Below are 16,711 nucleotides of genomic sequence, written 5' to 3' on the forward strand. Positions count from 1 at the left end.
CTATCGCGGGTAAACAGCGGCGTCCAGGCAACTTTCGCATCTGGTCTTAGGACAGAAGCCAGAGCTGACGAGAGAGCCCTCAACACCTCTGGAGCGCCGCAAGGCGGTTCTTGGCCCCTGCCCAGCAGCCTTCTTCAACTGGGGCACCTTCTCACCATTGATGAAGCGAACGACCGCTGTCAGAGGCCTTCCCTGCCCCATTGGCTCACGCACACAGCGGTCCACTTGCACCGTTCCTCCCCACTGCGCCTTTTGCCGGATGCAACCAGGGCACCCGCCGCTGCGTAATGGAGGGCATGAGCAACCCAGGCGGTCCGCTGACTCCCCCCGATTCGCTTCTCAAAGCGCCCGAGGCCGTGCCGCCTGTGCAGGCCCAGGAAGCCCCAGAAATGGTCCCCCTGTCGCCAGAAGACCGCGCCCGCCTGGAACAGATGGCCCAGGCGTTTGCCCAGGACGTGCTCTCGGCTGGCACGCATACCCCGGACTTCAAGCGGAAGCTCGACGCGGTGCATGACCTGGGCCTGCCCGAGCAGCGCGCCGCCGCCCAGAGCAGCAACCGCATGCTGGACCGCCCGCTGCGCGCCACCCGCGCCGGCGCCCTGGCCGAAGGCAGCGATATTCTGCGCGGCCTGACTGACCTTCGCCGCACAGTGGAAGACCTGGACCCCAGCCGCGCCCCCACGCCGCGGCGCCTGTTCGGCAAGCTGCCCGGCGGCAAGAAGGTGCAAAATCACCTCGACCGCTACCAGAGTGCCCAGAGCCACCTGAACGGCATTCTGGAAGCCCTGTACCGGGGCCAGGATGAGCTGCGCCGCGACAACGCCACCATCGAGACGGAAAAGGTCCATCTCTGGGACACCATGCAAAAGCTGCGGCAGTACGCCCATGTGGGCCGGGCGGTAGACGAGGCCCTGACCAGCCGCCTGCAGGAGTTGCAAGTCACTGACCCCGAGAAGGCCCGTATGGTCAGCGAGGAGCTGCTGTTTGCGGTGCGCCAGCGCGTGACTGACCTGCTGACCCAGCTGGCGGTCAGCATTCAGGGGTATCTGGCCCTGGACCTGGTGCGGCGCAACAACCTGGAACTGATCAAGGGCGTGGACCGCGCCACCACCACCACCGTCAGCGCCCTGAAAACCGCCCTGATGGTGTCGCAGGCGCTGGGCACTCAGCAGGCGGTGCTGGGGCAGGTGACGGCCCTGAACGACACGACCGGGCGCATGATTGGCAGCACGGCCAGCCTCCTGCGCCAGCAAAGCACCGAGATTCAGCGGCAGGCAGGCAGCGCCACCGTGGACCCGCAGATTATTCAGGCGGCCTTCCGGGATGTGTACGGCGCCCTGGACGCCATCAGCAGCTACCGCCAGCAGGCGCTGGAGCGCTTCCGCGACACCATGCAGGTGCTCGACAAGGAAGTGGCGCAGGCCCAAACCTACCTGGACCGCGAGCGGCAGCAGGCGTCGCGCGAGGTGGCGCAGGGGCTGAACGTGACCGCGCAGGGCGACCTGAAACTCTGATGCCCGCGCCCCCCCCTGTCCTGCCGGCGGCAGACCGGCAGGCCGTCTTGTCGTGGCTTGTGGCGCGCCTGGCGGCTCAGCCCGCTTGCCCGGTGCTGCGCGTGGCCATTGACGGTGTGGACGGCGCCGGCAAGACCACGCTGGCCGATGAGCTGGCAGCGGCCCTGCATGACCTGGGCCGCCCGGTCATCCGGATCAGCGCCGACGCATTTCATGCGCCGCGCGCCGTGCGCTATCAGTTAGGCCGCGACTCGCCGCAGGGCTTTTATGAGGCTTCGTACGACTTGGACACCCTGCGCCGCGAGGTGCTGCAGCCGCTGTCGCCGGGCGGCTCGGGGCTCTACCGAATGGCGGCCTTTGATGTGGAGCGCGACCTGCCTGTCTCGGCAGCGCCCCAGAAAGCCGAGCCGGGCAGCATTCTCCTGCTAGACGGTCTGTTCCTGCACCGGCCAGAGTTGCGCGCCTTCTGGGACGACTCGGTGTTTCTGCGGGTGCCCTTTGAGGTCTCGGTGCCGCGCGGCGCCGCGCGCGGTCCGGGGTATGGTTCGCCCGATCCACAGGCTGCGAGCAACCGCCGCTATATAGAGGGGAACCGATTGTATTTTGCCCACGCCCAGCCCGAAGAGCAGGCCGGAGTCGTGCTGGACTACACGTCGCTGAGCCGGCCCTGGGTGCTGTATGCCCGCTGAAGCGCAGGCGCTGGCCGACGCCCGCACCCTGCTGGGGCCGGGGGCCTACCTGCTGGCACGCGGCGCCACCTGCCTGGCCTACACGGATGGCCGCCGGGTGGCCCGGCTGGCCCGCACGGCTGAGGCCCGGCTGAGCGTTCAGGTGCAGCTTCAGCGGCGGCTGGCCGCGCAGGGGGTGCCGGTGCCCCCCGTGCTAGAGACCGGCCTTCTGCGCGGCGAGACGCCCTACAGCGTGGACATTCTGATCAGTGGAGACGGCCAGCCGCCTACCGCCGCCGGCTGGGCCGACCTGGGCGAGGGGCTGGGAGCGCTGCACCACCTGCCGCATGAGGGTTACGGCCTCCTGGAGGACCGGGCAGACGGCCTGCGTGGCCAGGCCAGCCGTCCTGAGCTGGGCATCATTACCCGCCTGCCGGGGGTGTGGCCCTTTGGTCCGGTGCCCCTGACCGTACATCCACTGATCCAGGCCGATAGCGCTTTGCTGGCACCGCTGACTGCCCTCGAAGCGCAGTTGAGTGAGGTGGTCAGGCACCCGGCGGCGGTGTGCCACACCGACCTGCACGCTGGACAGCTGATCTGGCGCGGTGGGCGCCTGGCCGCCCTGCTGGACTTCGGGGACGCCGCGGCTGGGCCGCCAGCCTGGGACATCGCCAGCGCGGCCTATTTTCACGGCTGGGCGGCGGCGCAGCAGGTGGCTGCCGCCGCTGGCCAACCCTGCAGTGAAGCCAGTGCTCTGTTTGGCGTGTTGCTGGCCCTGCACCGGGCCAGTCGGGCGCAGCGGCGTGAACAGGTGCGGCAGGCCGTGATGTTTGCTTTCAGCTGCCTTAGCCGCCTGTGTACGGAACCCCCAGGTCCTGATAGCGGCATCCACCACCGGCCCAGTCAACCCATTCCACCACACAAGGCGCCAGAGCTGTAGCCCCGGCGCCTTGAACTCCTTTTCAGTTGGCCTAGTTGTCGGCCGTTGCACTGTAGGCGTCACCAGTGCCCTCAGCGGGGCTAAAGGTGATGCACTGGGCCTGCTGGCCACTCAGACTGACCTCAATCTGGCCGGCGGTACAGGCCATGTCCTCGTTATAGCGGCAGGTGGTGACGTCGCAGCGGCTGACCATGCTCTGGCCTTCGGTGTCGTTCATAACGGACCTCCGTTCCCCCAGCCTGCGCCCCTGACCAGCGGCCCAACGTGATGCGGCTTGCAAGCTCAAGGAAGGCTCCAAAACCCGAGCGAGCAGATAAGGTTAGAGAGATTTCGCCAGCAGTAGCCGTGCCAGACGAGCAATCCCGACCTGAGACTAAGAGGTAAGAGAACGAGGCCTAAGGCCCACACTCAGGCCAGCCTCATGCCAGAGATGGCCCTGAGGGTGAGCCTCTACCTCTCTCCTCTTTGAATGGCGCTGGCGGCCGAGCACCATCATCTCAAAGGAAAGCCGCCCTGGTCTAGCATCCAGGGCGGCTTTGGGAGACAGCCTCAGTTCAGCAGGCTGGCGCGAATGCCCTGGGCGCAGGCCACCCGGTGGGCCACCTGGGCGGCGTCCAGTTCGCCGTGTTCGCGCAGGCCGGCGGCCAGCACTTCCACCTCACTCCAGGCGCAGCGCAGTCTGGCCCTGGCGCGGCCCCGCAAGACCGCCAGGTAAGCGTCCAGGGTGTCCTGCTCATCAGGGTCCGTCAGCGCGCAGGCCAGCAGCATACGGGCGTCGCGGCCGGCCGCCACCGCCGTGGTCCCGCTAAGAACCGCCGCCTCTTCGCCGGCCAGCGCCACCAGGACCACTTCTTCAGCCAGGGCGCGGTTGAGGCGCAGGGCGGCGGGGTCAGGGACGGCGCGGTACACCACGCCACTGAAGGTGACCCGGTCCAGCCGCAGCGGCGTGCGGGGATGGGTGTGCGCCAGGTAGGCTTCGGCCGCCCGCTGCAAGGAAGCGGCGTGGCGGTCCTGAGGGGCGGCAGTGGGGGTGGGGTGCAGGTGGGGGATGGGCATAATCCTGACTCTGGTGGTCAAGATAAGGCATCGCGGGTGAGATGTCTGTCCCCTGTCCAGGGAGGCAGAGCACCGGTGAGGTTGCCCGCGTCACGGAGCAGCTCCATTCCAGCCTGTGAGGCCTGCATAACCCTTAACTTCATGGTGCCTGGGCGGGACAAGTAGCCCGCAGTGCCTACGCCGCTTGAGACCCACTCACACAGCGGTTTCCAACTTCCACCCTGAGACCAACAATCCCCCGCAGTGCACTTCTCAGCAACCACTCCCTTTCTCTGCCGCAGAGGAATTGAGGCCCTCAACCCTTCCGAGTTCCGCCCTTAGCTACCTCTGGCCTCGACCTCAGCCTGCTTGGCGCCCCAGGCGTCCATACGGGCTTCTAATTGCACTTCGAGATCGTGGGCGGCCTGGCCCAGTGCGGCAAAATCAGCGTCTGGCGTGGCGCTGGCCAGGGCCGCCTGCGCCTGCTCCAATTCACTCTCCAAGCGGGCGATATCGGCTTCCAGGGCCTCAACCTCACGCTTAAGGTGCCACAAACCCTTGCCTTTTGGCGCGGTCGGCTTCGGCGTGGGCTTGGGGGCGACCTCGGTCCCCACGCTCCTGTGCTTGGCCTTGTAGTCCTCCCAACCGGGGTACTCGTAGAACTGTCCGTCCTCGACCAGCCAGATACGGTCGGCCAGACCCTCAATGAACGCGCGGTCGTGGCTGACCATCATCAGGGTGCCCGTAAAGTGCTCCAACGCGTCTTCTAGCGCCTCGACCATTTCCATATCCAGGTGGTTGGTGGGCTCGTCCATCACCAGCAGGTTGTGGTCTTCCTGGGCCAATTTGAGCAGCGCCAACCGCGCCCGCTCACCACCCGACAGGATGCGCGCGGGCTTGTCGTGCTGGTCGTAGGGGAACATGAAGGTGCCCAGCAGGTCGTGGGCCTCGGGGTCTTTCTGGGTGTAGGCGCGGGCCACGTCGTACAGGGTCTCGGCTGGGTCCACGCCGCGCAGGGCCTGATCGTAGTAGCCCACCGTAACGCGGGCGCCAGTCAGCACGCGGGCGCGCGCATCGTCCCCCTTGTCCAGTCCCAGCAGGGCGCGCAGCAGGGTGGTCTTGCCAGCCCCGTTGCGCCCGATGATGGCGATGCGCTCGCCCCGCCGAATCTGCACATTGACATCCCGGTACAGGGTGCGGCCACCGGGCAGGGTACGGGTGACGTGCCGGGCGTCCAGCACCACGTCCCCACTTTCGGGCGCATGGAAGGTGATGCGCGCGGTGCGCTGTTCGGGCGGCGGAGCGGCGGTGGCGCGAGCCTGCATGCGGTCCACACGCGCCTGCATGGCCTTGGCGCGGCGGGCCAATTTGCTCATGCCCAGGCCCCAGATTTTCATGCGGTCGGCGCTGGCCTGCAGGGAGGCAATCTGCTTGCTTTCGGTGGCGTGGCGGGCCGCTTGGCCCTCTAATTCCACAGCCAGCGTCTCGCGGAAGGTCGAGTAGTTGCCGGCGTAGACCTTGAGGGTGCCGCTGCGGAGGTAGGCCGTTTCACGCGTGACCGTGTCTAAGAAGGTGCGGTCGTGGCTGATGACCAGCACGGCACCCGGATAGCGACCCAGAAAGGCTTCCAGCCACTCGACCATCACGATGTCGAGGTGGTTGGTGGGCTCGTCCAGCAGCAGGACGTCGGGGTTTTCGACCAGCAGCGCGGCCAGGCCCAGGCGGGTGCGCTCGCCGCCACTCAGACCCGAGGCCAGGTCATGTTCGCGGCCCCGGAACCCGAAGGCCAGGGTCACAGCGTCCTTGCGGCTGCGGCGCTCGAAGCCGCCCCGGCGCTGATAGTGCTCCAGCAGCGCTTCATGATGCAGGATGCTCTCGGGAGTGCCGCTGCTCATGGCCTCGGCCGCCGCGTGCAGCTCAGCTTCTAACTGGTCCAGGTCGTGGAAGGCGGCGCTCAGGACGCTGTCCACCGTGGCGCCCTCGGCAAACACGGGGTCTTGCTGCAGAGCGCGCACGCGCACGCCGGGGCCGCGCTTGACGATGCCGCCGTCGGGCATCAGCTCGCCCGTCAGGAGTTTTAGCAGGGTACTTTTACCCGCCCCGTTGCGGCCCACCAGGCCCACGCGGTCGCCAGGCTGCACGGCGAAGGTTACGTCGGACAAGACGGTCAGCGGGCCGTACTCTTTACTGGCGTCTAGGGCGGCAACAAGCACGCCCCGCAGTATAGGTGGAAAGGAGAAAGGGAGGACTCAGCGCTGTGGCCTAGCCAGTGGGACTTCTTGCCGCTGGATATAGAGCGAAGCGATTACGTGGGAGACCTGGACTGGCCCGGCATAGGCATGGCGGCCAGAGCAACTCGCAAGGCTCGGGAGTCTGGGCTGCCGCCTGTGGTGCCAGCGCTTGGGGCTTATCAGGCCATGCTGGACGCTCTGCTAGCCCCACGGATTGATCAGCCGGACCATCCGGCTGTTCAGAAGAACACCTCGCACAAAGTCAAAAATCGGCGAGTGCCTGAAGAAATGCTGATAGAAAGGATCCTGCGGGCCTGGTAGGCGTCCCTGTAGTCTCACTAGGACAGTGATAAATAGCAAAAGATCCGCCTTGCGGCGGATCTTCCTTGTGGTGTGCCCGAAGGGATTCGAACCCCTGGCCTTCTGATCCGTAGTCAGACGCTCTATCCAGCTGAGCTACGGGCACATCCGAAATGACAGTTGGCGGAGAGAGCGAGATTCGAACTCGCGGTAGAGAATAACCCCTACGAGCGTTTAGCAAACGCTTGGTTTAAGCCGCTCACCCATCTCTCCATACCGTCTGTGGGTTGTCATACTTGGCGAGGGGTGAGGGATTCGAACCCCCGGTAGGTTGCCCTACTACGGTTTTCAAGACCGTTGCCTTCAACCACTCGGCCAACCCCCCCTTCTGGCGGGGCGCGCTCTCGGTTGTCCTAAGCGCGAGGGGAAGTATATGAGGGAGGGCCGAACTTGTCAACGCCAGCGGCGCAGCAGCAGAGCGCCTGCGCCCAGAAGCGCCGCCCACATCATCAGTGGTGCCCGGCGCGGCCACTGCACCTCACCACGCAGGAGGGCACGCAGGGCTTCTTCGTGGGCCGTGAGGGGCGGCGGCGCTAGGTGGCTATCAGGCAGGGTCAAGTCCGCACTCAGGACTGTCTGATGGTAGGCGTTTTCCTGGGCGTGGCCACTGTGGGCGGCCCGTTGCCGCCCGGTCTGCCGCAGCGCCTCTGGCTCGCCGGTGGCCACCCACGGGGCCAGGGCCAGAAAGCCGGGGCGGGGCTCGGTCAGGACATAGCTCTGCGGCGCACTGGCCTCCTCTGCTGGCCCGGTGATGGCGCTCTGGCCGTCGAACGTCAGGTCCAGCAAGTTGCCCACCACCATCGGATTGACGGCATACCGAATTTGAGAGCTGGTGGCCGTCACCTGCCAGCTGCTTTCCAGCCAGGCCACCGGCTGGTCGCGCACATGGGCCGGGTTGGGGGGCAGGCCTTCCTTCGCCGTCCAGGGCGCGCCGTTGGCGTCCGGCTGAAGCAGCACGGTGCAGCCCTGGGCTTCCAGGCGGGCGATCACGTCGGCCCGGAACGCGTCCAGGCTGATCGCCACACCCAGGTCACCGGCCGGGGTCGGAAATACGCGCAGCTCTTCCAGGCGGCCAGGGGTCAGGTCCACGCCATCCGCTTCCTCATCGGGCGTCAGGTGCACCTTGTCGGCGGTGCCAATCAGCTCACCCTGGGGGTCAAACAGCACCGTCTGATTGGTCAGGATGCCCGGCGCACGCCGCAAGCGGCCTCCACGGACCTCATAGCGGGGCATGGGCGCCGAGCCGCAGCAGAGGTACACGCCGTACTCGCGGGCCAGGTCGCGGCATGTCTGAAGGTACAGTGCCGCATTGCGGTCTATGTCGGCCAGTTGCAAGGCGCGCACCGGCGAGATCCGTTCGCGCAGCAGCGTGGGCAGGGTACGGGGCAGGCGGGCCACAAACAGCGCCAGCGCCACCCGCTGAAAGGTGCCCAGCCCCAACGCCCAGCCGCCGCCGCGCAGCACCAGCGGCAGGCCATTGAGTTCGGTGAGCACCACCAGGTTGGGACGGTCAGGGGCGAGGTGCGGGCGGCTGCTTTCCAGCTGGGCGCGCAGCCAGGCGCGAAACCGCCGGGCACTGATAAAGTCGCTGGCGTGCCACTGGGGCTGCACAGCCACGGCGCGGACGCGGCGGGTCATGCCCCAGCCTAGAGCAGGACAGGGGGCACCCACATGCCATGATGCCTCCATGTCGGCGGTGACCTTTCTGCCTTTAGGGGACGCGGCGCTGGTGGTCCTGACTGGGCGGGCGCGTGACTTGCACCGCCACCTGACGCGGCAGGGGCTGCCTGGCCTGCTGGACAGCGTGCCCGCGCTGGGCCAGCTGACCCTGCTGTTTGACCCGCTTTGCACCGACGCCGACACCCTGACCGGTGGAGTGCGCGCGGCCCTGACCACCTTGCCGCCCGAGACCGAGACTCAGGGCCAGACCCTCACCGTGCCGGTGACATTTGGCGGCCCCGACCTGGCGTGGTGCGCCGCGCATGCCGGTTTGAGTGAGGCGGCCTTTGTGGCCGCCGTGTGCGCCGCGCCGCTGGAGGTGGCCTTTCTGGGCTTCACACCGGGATTCGCCTTTCTGACAGGCTTGCCCACGGCCCTCCAGATGCCGCGCCTGGACATCCCGCGCGCTGGAGTACCGGCAGGCAGTGTGGCGCTGGGCGGGCCGTGGGCTGGCGTGTACCCACGGGCCACGCCGGGCGGGTGGCGGGTCGTCGGTCACACAGCCCTGAACCTTTTTGACCCAGCCCGCCCCCAGCCGGTGCTGTGGCAGCCGGGCGACCGCGTGCGCTTTGAGGCCGCCCGTGCTTGAGGTCCTGCGCGGCGGCCTACACACCACCGTGCAGGATGCAGGCCGCCGCGTGCGCGCCCTGGGGGTGCCAGCTGGAGGCGCAGCTGACCCGGTGGCCCGGCGCCTGGCCAACGCCCTGGTGGGCAATCCGCCCGGCGCGGCGGGCCTGGAAGTAACCCTGGGCGGCCCGGCACTGCGCTTTGACGCTGGGGCGCTGGTCAGCCTGTGCGGCGCGCCCTTCGAGGCGCTGCTGGACGGACAGCCCTTCCCCCTGTGGCGGGCCGTCCCGGTGCCCGCTGGCGGACGGCTAGACCTCCGCGGCACCCCGGCAGGCGCGCGGGCCTTTCTGGCGGTGCGCGGCGGGCTCAACGGCCAGGAGGTATTTGGCAGCCGCTCAACCGATGTCTACAGCGGCTTTGGCGGCTATGAGGGCCGAGTGCTGCGGGCGGGCGACCGCCTGACCTGGGCCGACAGGCCAAGTGTGCAGCCGCCCCGCGCTTTTCTCTCGCCGGAGGTGCAGACCCCCACCGGCCCCAATGTCAGGTTGCGGGTGGTGCCCACCTCCGACGCGACCCCCACGCTGCTGGCGGCGCTGTGTGGCCCAGGCTTCACCGTCAGCGCGCAGGCTGACCGCATGGGCGTACGCCTGACCGAAGGCGTACCGGCCCCCCACGACCCCACGCGCGCCAGCGTGCCCAACGTCCCTGGCCTGGTGCAAGTGCCGCCGGGGGGACAGCCTATCGTGCTGCTGCCCGACGCCGGCACCCACGGCGGCTACCCAGCGCCGCTGGTGGTGATTCAGGCCGACCTCGCCCGGCTGGGACAGCTGCGCCCTGGCAACCAGGTGCAGTTTGAACCGGTGCCCCCGGCCGCTGCCCGAACCGCCCTCTGGCAGCAGGAACAAGGGTTGCGGCAGGCCGAGGCGGCTCTGCGCCTGTGGTACGCCGCCCAGGCTGGATAAGGAGACGCCTGGGTTGCCGAGTCAGGTGACAGATTGGCGACCCTTTTCCGGGCTGGTCCACATCACAGCGCGGCCCACCAGGTTGCTTGCCCTTCAGACCCGCACTGCTCTTCTGAGCTGGGTCGGCCTGTCACACACCCCAGCGGCCGGCGGCCCAGCCCGTATGCTGCCCCCATGCACACTGGCACCGACCTGAATGCCGACCTGGGCGAGGGCAGCGCCCACGAAGAAGCCGTGATGGCGTTCGTGACCAGCGCCAACATCGCCTGCGGGGGCCACGCCGGCGACGCCGAAACCATGCGGGACAGCCTGCGCCTGGCCGCGCGTCACGGGGTGGCGGCCGGCGCCCACCCTGGGTTTCCAGACCGCGAGGGCTTTGGGCGGCGCGAACTGCACTTTGCCCCCGCCGAGGTCACGGCCTTTGTCCGGGAGCAGATTGAAGCGCTCAAGGCGGTGGCGGCGCGCGAGGGGGTAACGCTGCGCCACGTCAAACCGCACGGCATGCTCTACAACATGGCCGCGCGGGACCCCGCGCTGGCCCGCGCCATTGCCCAGGCAGCCCACGACAGCGGCGTGCCGCTGTACTACGGCCTGGCTGGCGACGACAGCGTGATGCTGCGCGAGGCCCGGGCGCTGGGCCTGACGGCGCTGGGCGAGGGCTTTGCTGATCGTGGCTATGCCCTGGACGGCACGCTGTGGCCACGCTCGCAGGCCGGCGCCCTGCTACCCCACGCGGCGGCGGTGGCGCAGGGGGTCAGTATTGCCCGCCAGGGCCACGTGCAAGCCGTGACGGGTGAATGGGTCCGTGTGCCCGCCCAGACGCTCTGCCTGCACGGCGACGGCGCCGAGGCCGCCGAGCTGGCGCGTGATCTGCGCGCGGCGCTGGAGGCGGCGGGCGTGCGCGTTCTGGCGCCAGCCCCCAGCACATGAAGGTCTGCTCAAGACAATTGGGCACCCTATCAGCCGCGCTGTCAGGCTCTGGTGAGAGTGGGCATGCTGAACTGCGGGCAGGATGCGCCGTTTCTCTCTCCCCACCACCGCTGACTTCCAGGCCCGGCGCGCTGCCTGCCCCTTTACCCGCCCGCTGGACCGCCGCACCCTGAACGCCCGCCTGCTGGGCGCTGTGCTGCTGGCGATGCTGGTGCGGCTGCTCTACGTGCCGCTGGACGGCTTTGAGCGCTGGGCGCTGCCGCTGCTCAGTGTGCTGATGGCCGGCCTGCTGCTGACCCTGACGGTCACGCGCGTTCAGCTGCGGACCCTGCATGTGCTCACGCTGCTGGGCGCCTGGGGGTATGTGCTGGGCCACCTGTGGCATGTGCTGTTCCGGGTGCCCGCCGAAACGCAGATGCAGGTGCTGGGCAGCCTGGGGCCGTGGGCCGCCGTGCTGCTGGCTTCGCACCTCTGGTTGCTGGGACGGCGGGTCAGCTTGCCCCTCAGCCTGCTGGCGCTGGGCAGCACCGCAGCGCTGTTGCTGGCACACGTCTTGCTGACGCCCGGCGCCCTGCACCAGCCGGTTGTGGGCGCGGTGCTGCAACTGCTACTGGGCGGCGCGGTCCTGCTGGCTGGCCAGCACAGCGCCGCCCACCGCGCTCTGGGCGACCTACGCCGCGATCTGCTGGGCGACGGCGACGCCGGGCGCGAAACCCTGACCGGCCTGCCGGGCCGCGCCATGATGGAGCGCTGGCTCACCCGCCAGGCCCTGCGCCGTCCCGAGGGCCTGGGTGTGGCCGTGATTGGGCTGGACGCTCCGCACCCCGGCCTGCTGGCGGATGCCACCCCCGAGCCTCACCGCCTGGCCCACGTGGCGCGGGTGATTCTGGGTGCCGTGCGGGACGACGACCTGCTGGGCTGCCTGGACGATGGCCAGCTGGTGCTGGTCCTGCGCGCCGCCGACGCCCGCTCGGCCCGCGCCGTGTGCGAACGGCTGCGCGTGCGCGTGGCTTCGCGGCCTGTGGACGGCGCCAATGTCACGGTCAGCATCGCCCTGGCGTTTCAGGATGGCCGTCAGGATGGCCTGACTCTGCTGCGCGAGGCCGAGGACAGCCTGAACGCCCTGCACCAGACCGGCCAGAATCGTGTGGTCCTGGGCACACCGCCGACGGAGGCCCCCAGCCCAGACACCCTCGGCCTTCAGATGCAACCCGCATAGAGGGAAAACCCCTATAGCCACCCTGGGGATTGCCCAAGGTTGCTTTTTGATGGCGCTCTGATCGACGGTTGATTGATGCCTCTGGGTTCTCGCTGGCTTCAGCAGCTGATGCGGAGTCGATCTGGTGCATTCATAAACTGGGAAAGAGCCAGTTACCAGCTCTAGGCCCAGGACACGTTTCCTCTGAACCCTGCTTGCACACGACTCAGTTGGATTTTGGATAGCAAGCTCAAGCTGTCGTCCTGTCACAGGTTTGGTCTTACGATCTTGCAAAGAGGCCCGCACCCGGCCAAGCCGCAAGGCCATCTGGTCGCCGACAGGTCAACCATCAGAAGCGCTGCGCCGCAGACTTGGGCACACTCACTTGTCCTGGCCCTGGCGTTTCTCTTCCCAGTCAACGAAAAGACGAGGCCCCTCATAGGAGCCTCGCCTCTGGAAAGTGCGTTTACTCTTCGCTCTTCTCGCTGGTGTCGTCGGCCGTTTCGGTGGCGTCGCCAGCGGCCTCGGCCTTGGCTTCTTCCACAGTCGCGTCGCCTTCCAAGATGGCCGTCGCGGCCTCTTCGCTGATTTCGCCTGCGGCCACCAGACCGGCCACCTGGGCGGCCTGCTGCTCGGCGGCGGCTTCGCTGTCGGACAGGCGGGGCGGCAGCACGCTGATGACCACGAGGTCCTCTTCAGCAGCCAGCTTGACGCCTTCAGGCAGCTTGACCTGACCGGCAGTGACGTGGTCACCGATGTTCAGCTTGGTCACGTCCACCACGAGTTCCTGGGGAATGCGGCGGGGGCCGGGGGCCACGACGGACAGGTTGTGAATCACCACGTCCACCAAGCCGCCCATGACTTCGCCTTGGCTCTTGCCCTTGGTGTGGACCGGCACCGACACGGTTACGGGCTCGCCGTAGGTTACCACGTAGAAGTCCACGTGAATAGGCACGCGCCTACGCTTGTCCATCTGGACAGTCTTGACCAGGGCCGGGAAGGTTTCGCCGCCTTCCAGGGTGATGTCGAACAGGCCGGTGGTGCTGTGCTGACGGAAGGCGCGGTCAAACGCCTTGCGGTCAATGGCAAAGGACACGTTCTTGTCCTTGTTGTAGGCCACGGCGGGAATCATGCCTTCGGCCAGTTTCTGCTGGCTGCTGCGGGGTTGGGCGTTCAGTTCCATGTGCTGTGTTCTCCTTGCGGTTAGGGCTTCGCCGCCCTGCCCCGCCGCGCTCCGACTGTCAGTCAGCCTGGGGGCGGGGACGGGCGCGGCAACCGGAACAGCATAGCAGAAAAGGCACGCCGGCCGGTGGAAGGGTCAGGCGGCCCTCTGCTAGACTCTCTGGCGTTGCCGCGCGGCCCCCCAGCGTGCCTGGAGGCGGCCCCGGCCAGAAGACCAAAGGAGAGACACATGATCAGCGTGACGGAACTGCGTAACGGCACCAAAGTAGAAATGGACGGCGGCCTGTGGGAATGCCTGGATTACTCGCACCTGAAGATGGGGCGCGGCGGCGCCAAGGTGGTCACCAAGTTCCGCAACATGGAAACGGGCTCCATTGTGGACCGCACCTTCAACAGCGGCGAAAAACTGCAGGACATCTACGTTGAAGGCAAGACGATGCAGTACCTGTACAAAGACGGCGACGACTTCATGTTCATGGACATGGACACCTTCGAGCAGGTGACGCTGCCCCCCAGCCTGGTGGGCGACGCCGCCAAGTTCATGAAGGAAAACACCGAAGTCGAAGTGGCGATGTACGGCGAAAAGGCCCTGACCATCACCCTGCCCAACCAGGTCATCCTGAAAATCGTGGAAACCGACCCCGGCGTGCGCGGCGACACCGTCTCGGGCGGCACCAAGCCCGCCAAGCTGGAAACCGGCGCCACCGTGCAGGTGCCCTTGTTTGTGGAGCAGGACACCAGCGTCAAGGTGGACACCCGCACCGGCCAGTACCTCAGCCGGGCCTAACCCTGGTGTCTGCGCGCCGCCTGCCGAAAAGACTCGGGGGCGGCGCGCGCCTTTGCCGTTAGACTCGGTGCAGCCTAACGGGCGTTAGGCAGCGGGTGACACCCCCGCGCCTGCCCAACCCGTCATGATGAGGCGACACCACAAGACCCGCACTGCACAGCCACACCTAGGAGGGGCCATGAACCCGGACGACCTGAAACAGATTCTTTCCGCCCTGACACACGCCGACGTGCGTGAATTTGCCCTCCGGACAGGCAGTTTCGACCTGAGCCTCAAGCGCGGCCCCCAGGCCGCCGGGGCACCCAGCGCGCCTGCACCCCAGCCGGTGGCCGGCCCCACGCCCGTCTTTGCCCCGGCGCCTGCCAGCCCGGCCCCAGTGGCCCCGCTCGCTGCCCCTGAGGCGCCCGCCGCGCCCAGTGCCGCGCCAGCGCCCGCCGCCGAAGCCCCCACACCCGCTGCCGCCCCCGCCGCCAGTAAAGGCACGCCGGTCAAGGCGCCGATTGTGGGCACCTTCTATGCGGCCAGCACCCCCGACGCGCCGGCTTACGTCAAGGTGGGGGACACCGTTCAGGCTGGTCAGGTGCTGTGCATCATCGAGGCCATGAAGCTGATGAACGAGATCGAAGCCGAGATGGGCGGCGTGGTTCGCGAGATTCTGGTGAAAAACGCCGAGCCCGTCGAGTACGGTCAAACGCTGTTCATCATTGAGTGAGGTCATGGGTCAGAGGGTCCAAGTGGCTAAGGGCTGCACCTGCTTGGACCCTTTGACCCTTGGATTCTTTGACGTTCTGCTGGAGGCAAGCACATGTTTAAAAAAATCCTGATCGCCAACCGCGGCGAGATTGCCCTGCGCGTTATTCGCACCGCGCGCGAGATGGGCGTGAAGACGGTCGTGGTGTACTCCACCGCCGATGAAAAGAGTCTGCCGGTGCTGCTGGCGGACGAATCGGTGTGTGTGGGGCCGCCCGCCTCGAACCAGTCGTACCTCAATATCCCCAACATCCTGTCGGCCGCCCTGATGACCGGCGCCGAGGGCATTCACCCTGGCTACGGCTTTATGGCCGAGAACCCGGATTTTGCCGAGATGTGCCGCGACCACGGCATCGTGTTTATCGGGCCCACACCCGAGAGTATGCGCGCCCTGGGGTCCAAAGCCGGTGGGCGCGAGATTGCCGCCATGAGCAACGTGCCCGTGGTGCCAGGCACCGGGGTGCTGGACGACACGGACGCGGCGCTGCTGGCGGCCAAGCAGATTGGCTACCCTGTGCTGCTCAAAGCCAGTGCGGGCGGCGGCGGACGCGGCCAGAAGATCATTCGCACCCAGGACGAACTGGCCAAGGGCTTTGCCCAGGCGCAGGAAGAGGCGAGGCTGTACTTTGGTGACCCCGCCATCATCATGGAAAAGTTCCTGGAGGAATTTCGCCATGTAGAAGTGCAGGTCATGGGCGACGGCCAGGGCCACGTCATTCACATTGGCGAGCGCGACTGCTCCATTCAGCGGCGCAACCAGAAGCTGATTGAAGAAGCGCCCAGCACCCTGCCCGACAGCCTGCGCCAGGAAATCCTGGCCGCCGGGGTGCGCCTGGCCAAGCACGTCAACTACGCCGGGGCCGGCACACTGGAATTCATCGTGGACCGCGACGGCAACTACTACTTCATGGAGATGAACACCCGCATTCAGGTGGAACACTGCGTCTCTGAAGAAATCAGTGGCCTGGACTTCGTGAAGTTGCAGTTGGAAATTGCAGCGGGTTACGGCCTGAAGTTGCAGCAGGACGACATTGTGCTGCGCGGTCACGCCATCGAATGCCGCCTGAACGCGGAAGACCCCGACAAGGATTTCCGCCCGGCGGCCGGCAAGATGGACGACGTGCACTTTGCGGGCGGCCCCGGCGTGCGCGTGGACAGCCACGCCTACAGCGGCTATGTGATTCCGCCGCACTACGACAGCCTGATTGGCAAGCTGATTGTCCACCATGACACCCGCGAGCAGGCGATTGTCCGCATGAAGCGCGCCCTGGAAGAAACCGTGATCCAGGGGCCGAAAACGACCATTCCCCTGTACGTGAAAATTATGGACAACCCGTTTTATAAGCGCGGCGCCGTCATGACGAACTTCTTGAAGACGCGGATGGAGATGTAGGAGCAGGGCAGATGCCAGGAGGCAGATGGCTTATGGCTGTCTGCCTTCTCGCTATAAGGAGCTGTGGCGTTAATAGCGGAAGAACTGGTTCAGGAATGGCTTCACCGTACGGGACATTTCACCATTCGCGGCGCCCGAGTTGGCGTCTACGAACTCGACCTGCTGGCCCTGCGTATCACACCTCACGGCTTAGTGGCCCGACATATCGAGGTGGCCTGTAATGTGCGGCCTATCGGCTCCCTGGGACCAACGAAAAGTGCCCGTCTACAGAACGAAGACGAGCAGCGTGCCAATGTGGCCGCCTGGTTTCAAACGAAGTTTCATGCCCCTGGTAAAGAGGCCCTGCGCGCGACCCTGGCGCCCGGAGTCACGTGGTCGTTTGAAGTAGTGACTCATACGGACTCCGATTGAATCGAGCATTCTGCTCGATGAAATCCGAGCGGAGCGAGAAGGAACAGATGCGGATTTCGCGATA

16 protein-coding genes and 3 tRNA genes are annotated in these 16,711 nt (G+C 66.9%); 11 read left to right on the forward strand and 8 right to left on the reverse strand.

Going from position 1 to position 16,711, the window contains the following annotated elements; genetic code table 11:
• Positions 1 to 296 precede the first annotated feature (296 nt).
• From GO986_RS15020 to GO986_RS15030, 3 genes are read left to right on the forward strand one after another with little or no spacing between them, the layout of a single operon-like run.
• On the forward strand, positions 297 to 1,514 hold the full coding sequence (locus GO986_RS15020; protein ID WP_157460125.1) for a toxic anion resistance protein: 1,218 nt from the start codon (positions 297 to 299) through the stop codon (positions 1,512 to 1,514).
• Positions 1,514 to 2,203 (forward strand): nucleoside/nucleotide kinase family protein, encoded by a 690-nt coding sequence (locus GO986_RS15025; protein ID WP_232337825.1) that lies wholly within the window; start codon positions 1,514 to 1,516, stop codon positions 2,201 to 2,203. The genes GO986_RS15020 and GO986_RS15025 overlap by 1 nt, the downstream gene beginning before the upstream one ends.
• Positions 2,193 to 3,122 carry a phosphotransferase gene (locus GO986_RS15030; protein ID WP_157460126.1) on the forward strand — a complete coding sequence of 310 codons (930 nt, stop codon included), beginning with the start codon at positions 2,193 to 2,195 and terminating at the stop codon, positions 3,120 to 3,122. The genes GO986_RS15025 and GO986_RS15030 overlap by 11 nt, the downstream gene beginning before the upstream one ends.
• 31 nt (positions 3,123 to 3,153) lie before the next feature.
• On the opposite strand, the gene GO986_RS15035 is transcribed toward GO986_RS15030, so the two are convergent.
• The 7 genes from GO986_RS15035 to GO986_RS15065 form a co-directional block, all read right to left on the reverse strand.
• Positions 3,154 to 3,339 carry a DUF1540 domain-containing protein gene (locus GO986_RS15035; RefSeq protein ID WP_157460127.1) on the reverse strand — a complete coding sequence of 62 codons (186 nt, stop codon included), beginning with the start codon at positions 3,337 to 3,339 and terminating at the stop codon, positions 3,154 to 3,156.
• Positions 3,340 to 3,671: 332 nt separating this feature from the next.
• Positions 3,672 to 4,178: a hypothetical protein gene (locus GO986_RS15040; protein ID WP_157460128.1), complete on the reverse strand. Its 507-nt coding sequence runs from the start codon at positions 4,176 to 4,178 to the stop codon at positions 3,672 to 3,674.
• 317 nt (positions 4,179 to 4,495) lie between these two features.
• Positions 4,496 to 6,370 carry an ABC-F family ATP-binding cassette domain-containing protein gene (locus tag GO986_RS15045; RefSeq protein WP_369409401.1) on the reverse strand — a complete coding sequence of 625 codons (1,875 nt, stop codon included), beginning with the start codon at positions 6,368 to 6,370 and terminating at the stop codon, positions 4,496 to 4,498.
• 407 nt (positions 6,371 to 6,777) lie between these two features.
• Positions 6,778 to 6,854: transfer RNA gene (locus tag GO986_RS15050), tRNA-Arg, on the reverse strand.
• Between the two features lie 15 nt (positions 6,855 to 6,869).
• Positions 6,870 to 6,961 (reverse strand) — tRNA-Ser (locus tag GO986_RS15055).
• A gap of 24 nt (positions 6,962 to 6,985) precedes the next feature.
• Positions 6,986 to 7,073 (reverse strand) — tRNA-Ser (locus tag GO986_RS15060).
• A 68-nt stretch (positions 7,074 to 7,141) separates the two neighbouring features.
• Positions 7,142 to 8,386 (reverse strand): nitrilase-related carbon-nitrogen hydrolase, encoded by a 1,245-nt coding sequence (locus GO986_RS15065; RefSeq protein WP_157460130.1) that lies wholly within the window; start codon positions 8,384 to 8,386, stop codon positions 7,142 to 7,144.
• Positions 8,387 to 8,435: 49 nt separating this feature from the next.
• Between GO986_RS15065 and GO986_RS15070 the strand changes: the two genes are divergently transcribed.
• From GO986_RS15070 to GO986_RS15085, 4 genes are all read left to right on the forward strand, one after another.
• A complete protein-coding gene (locus tag GO986_RS15070; protein ID WP_157460131.1) occupies positions 8,436 to 9,056 on the forward strand; it encodes a 5-oxoprolinase subunit B family protein in 621 nt (206 codons plus the stop codon).
• A complete protein-coding gene (locus GO986_RS15075) occupies positions 9,049 to 9,996 on the forward strand; it encodes a 5-oxoprolinase subunit C family protein (protein ID WP_369409402.1) in 948 nt (315 codons plus the stop codon). The genes GO986_RS15070 and GO986_RS15075 overlap by 8 nt, the downstream gene beginning before the upstream one ends.
• Before the next feature lie 174 nt (positions 9,997 to 10,170).
• Positions 10,171 to 10,926 carry a 5-oxoprolinase subunit PxpA gene (gene pxpA, locus GO986_RS15080; RefSeq protein WP_157460133.1) on the forward strand — a complete coding sequence of 252 codons (756 nt, stop codon included), beginning with the start codon at positions 10,171 to 10,173 and terminating at the stop codon, positions 10,924 to 10,926.
• 82 nt (positions 10,927 to 11,008) lie between these two features.
• Complete coding sequence (locus GO986_RS15085) at positions 11,009 to 12,145, forward strand: diguanylate cyclase domain-containing protein (RefSeq protein ID WP_157460134.1); 1,137 nt, start codon at positions 11,009 to 11,011, stop codon at positions 12,143 to 12,145.
• Between the two features lie 445 nt (positions 12,146 to 12,590).
• Here GO986_RS15085 and GO986_RS15090 read toward each other — a convergent pair whose 3' ends face one another.
• Entirely contained in the window at positions 12,591 to 13,307 is a 717-nt protein-coding gene (locus GO986_RS15090) for a 50S ribosomal protein L25/general stress protein Ctc (protein ID WP_157460135.1), read from the reverse strand.
• Positions 13,308 to 13,535: 228 nt separating this feature from the next.
• Here GO986_RS15090 and efp point away from each other — a divergent pair, with 228 nt between their 5' ends.
• From efp to GO986_RS15110, 4 genes are all read left to right on the forward strand, one after another.
• Entirely contained in the window at positions 13,536 to 14,093 is a 558-nt protein-coding gene (gene efp / locus GO986_RS15095; protein WP_157460136.1) for an elongation factor P, read from the forward strand.
• A 178-nt stretch (positions 14,094 to 14,271) separates the two neighbouring features.
• Positions 14,272 to 14,805: an acetyl-CoA carboxylase biotin carboxyl carrier protein gene (accB, locus tag GO986_RS15100; protein ID WP_157460137.1), complete on the forward strand. Its 534-nt coding sequence runs from the start codon at positions 14,272 to 14,274 to the stop codon at positions 14,803 to 14,805.
• Between the two features lie 93 nt (positions 14,806 to 14,898).
• Complete coding sequence (gene accC, locus GO986_RS15105) at positions 14,899 to 16,236, forward strand: acetyl-CoA carboxylase biotin carboxylase subunit (RefSeq protein WP_157460138.1); 1,338 nt, start codon at positions 14,899 to 14,901, stop codon at positions 16,234 to 16,236.
• A gap of 63 nt (positions 16,237 to 16,299) precedes the next feature.
• A complete protein-coding gene (locus GO986_RS15110) occupies positions 16,300 to 16,647 on the forward strand; it encodes a hypothetical protein (RefSeq protein ID WP_157460139.1) in 348 nt (115 codons plus the stop codon).
• Positions 16,648 to 16,711: the final 64 nt, after the last annotated feature.

This window comes from Deinococcus arboris (assembly GCF_009755355.1).
GTDB classification, from domain to species: Bacteria; Deinococcota; Deinococci; order Deinococcales; family Deinococcaceae; genus Deinococcus; species Deinococcus betulae.

Excerpts from the sequence above, each read along its gene's own strand:
- GO986_RS15020 (WP_157460125.1), top strand. The coding sequence starts at position 297 with ATGAGCAACCCAGGCGGTCCGCTGACTCCCCCCGATTCGCTTCTCAAA.
- GO986_RS15025 (WP_232337825.1), top strand. The coding sequence starts at position 1,514 with ATGCCCGCGCCCCCCCCTGTCCTGCCGGCGGCAGACCGGCAGGCCGTC.
- GO986_RS15030 (WP_157460126.1), top strand. The coding sequence starts at position 2,193 with ATGCCCGCTGAAGCGCAGGCGCTGGCCGACGCCCGCACCCTGCTGGGG.
- GO986_RS15035 (WP_157460127.1), bottom strand. The coding sequence starts at position 3,339 with ATGAACGACACCGAAGGCCAGAGCATGGTCAGCCGCTGCGACGTCACC.
- GO986_RS15040 (WP_157460128.1), bottom strand. The coding sequence starts at position 4,178 with ATGCCCATCCCCCACCTGCACCCCACCCCCACTGCCGCCCCTCAGGAC.
- GO986_RS15065 (WP_157460130.1), bottom strand. The coding sequence starts at position 8,386 with ATGACCCGCCGCGTCCGCGCCGTGGCTGTGCAGCCCCAGTGGCACGCC.
- GO986_RS15070 (WP_157460131.1), top strand. The coding sequence starts at position 8,436 with ATGTCGGCGGTGACCTTTCTGCCTTTAGGGGACGCGGCGCTGGTGGTC.
- pxpA (WP_157460133.1), top strand. The coding sequence starts at position 10,171 with ATGCACACTGGCACCGACCTGAATGCCGACCTGGGCGAGGGCAGCGCC.
- GO986_RS15085 (WP_157460134.1), top strand. The coding sequence starts at position 11,009 with ATGCGCCGTTTCTCTCTCCCCACCACCGCTGACTTCCAGGCCCGGCGC.
- GO986_RS15090 (WP_157460135.1), bottom strand. The coding sequence starts at position 13,307 with ATGGAACTGAACGCCCAACCCCGCAGCAGCCAGCAGAAACTGGCCGAA.
- efp (WP_157460136.1), top strand. The coding sequence starts at position 13,536 with ATGATCAGCGTGACGGAACTGCGTAACGGCACCAAAGTAGAAATGGAC.
- accB (WP_157460137.1), top strand. The coding sequence starts at position 14,272 with ATGAACCCGGACGACCTGAAACAGATTCTTTCCGCCCTGACACACGCC.
- accC (WP_157460138.1), top strand. The coding sequence starts at position 14,899 with ATGTTTAAAAAAATCCTGATCGCCAACCGCGGCGAGATTGCCCTGCGC.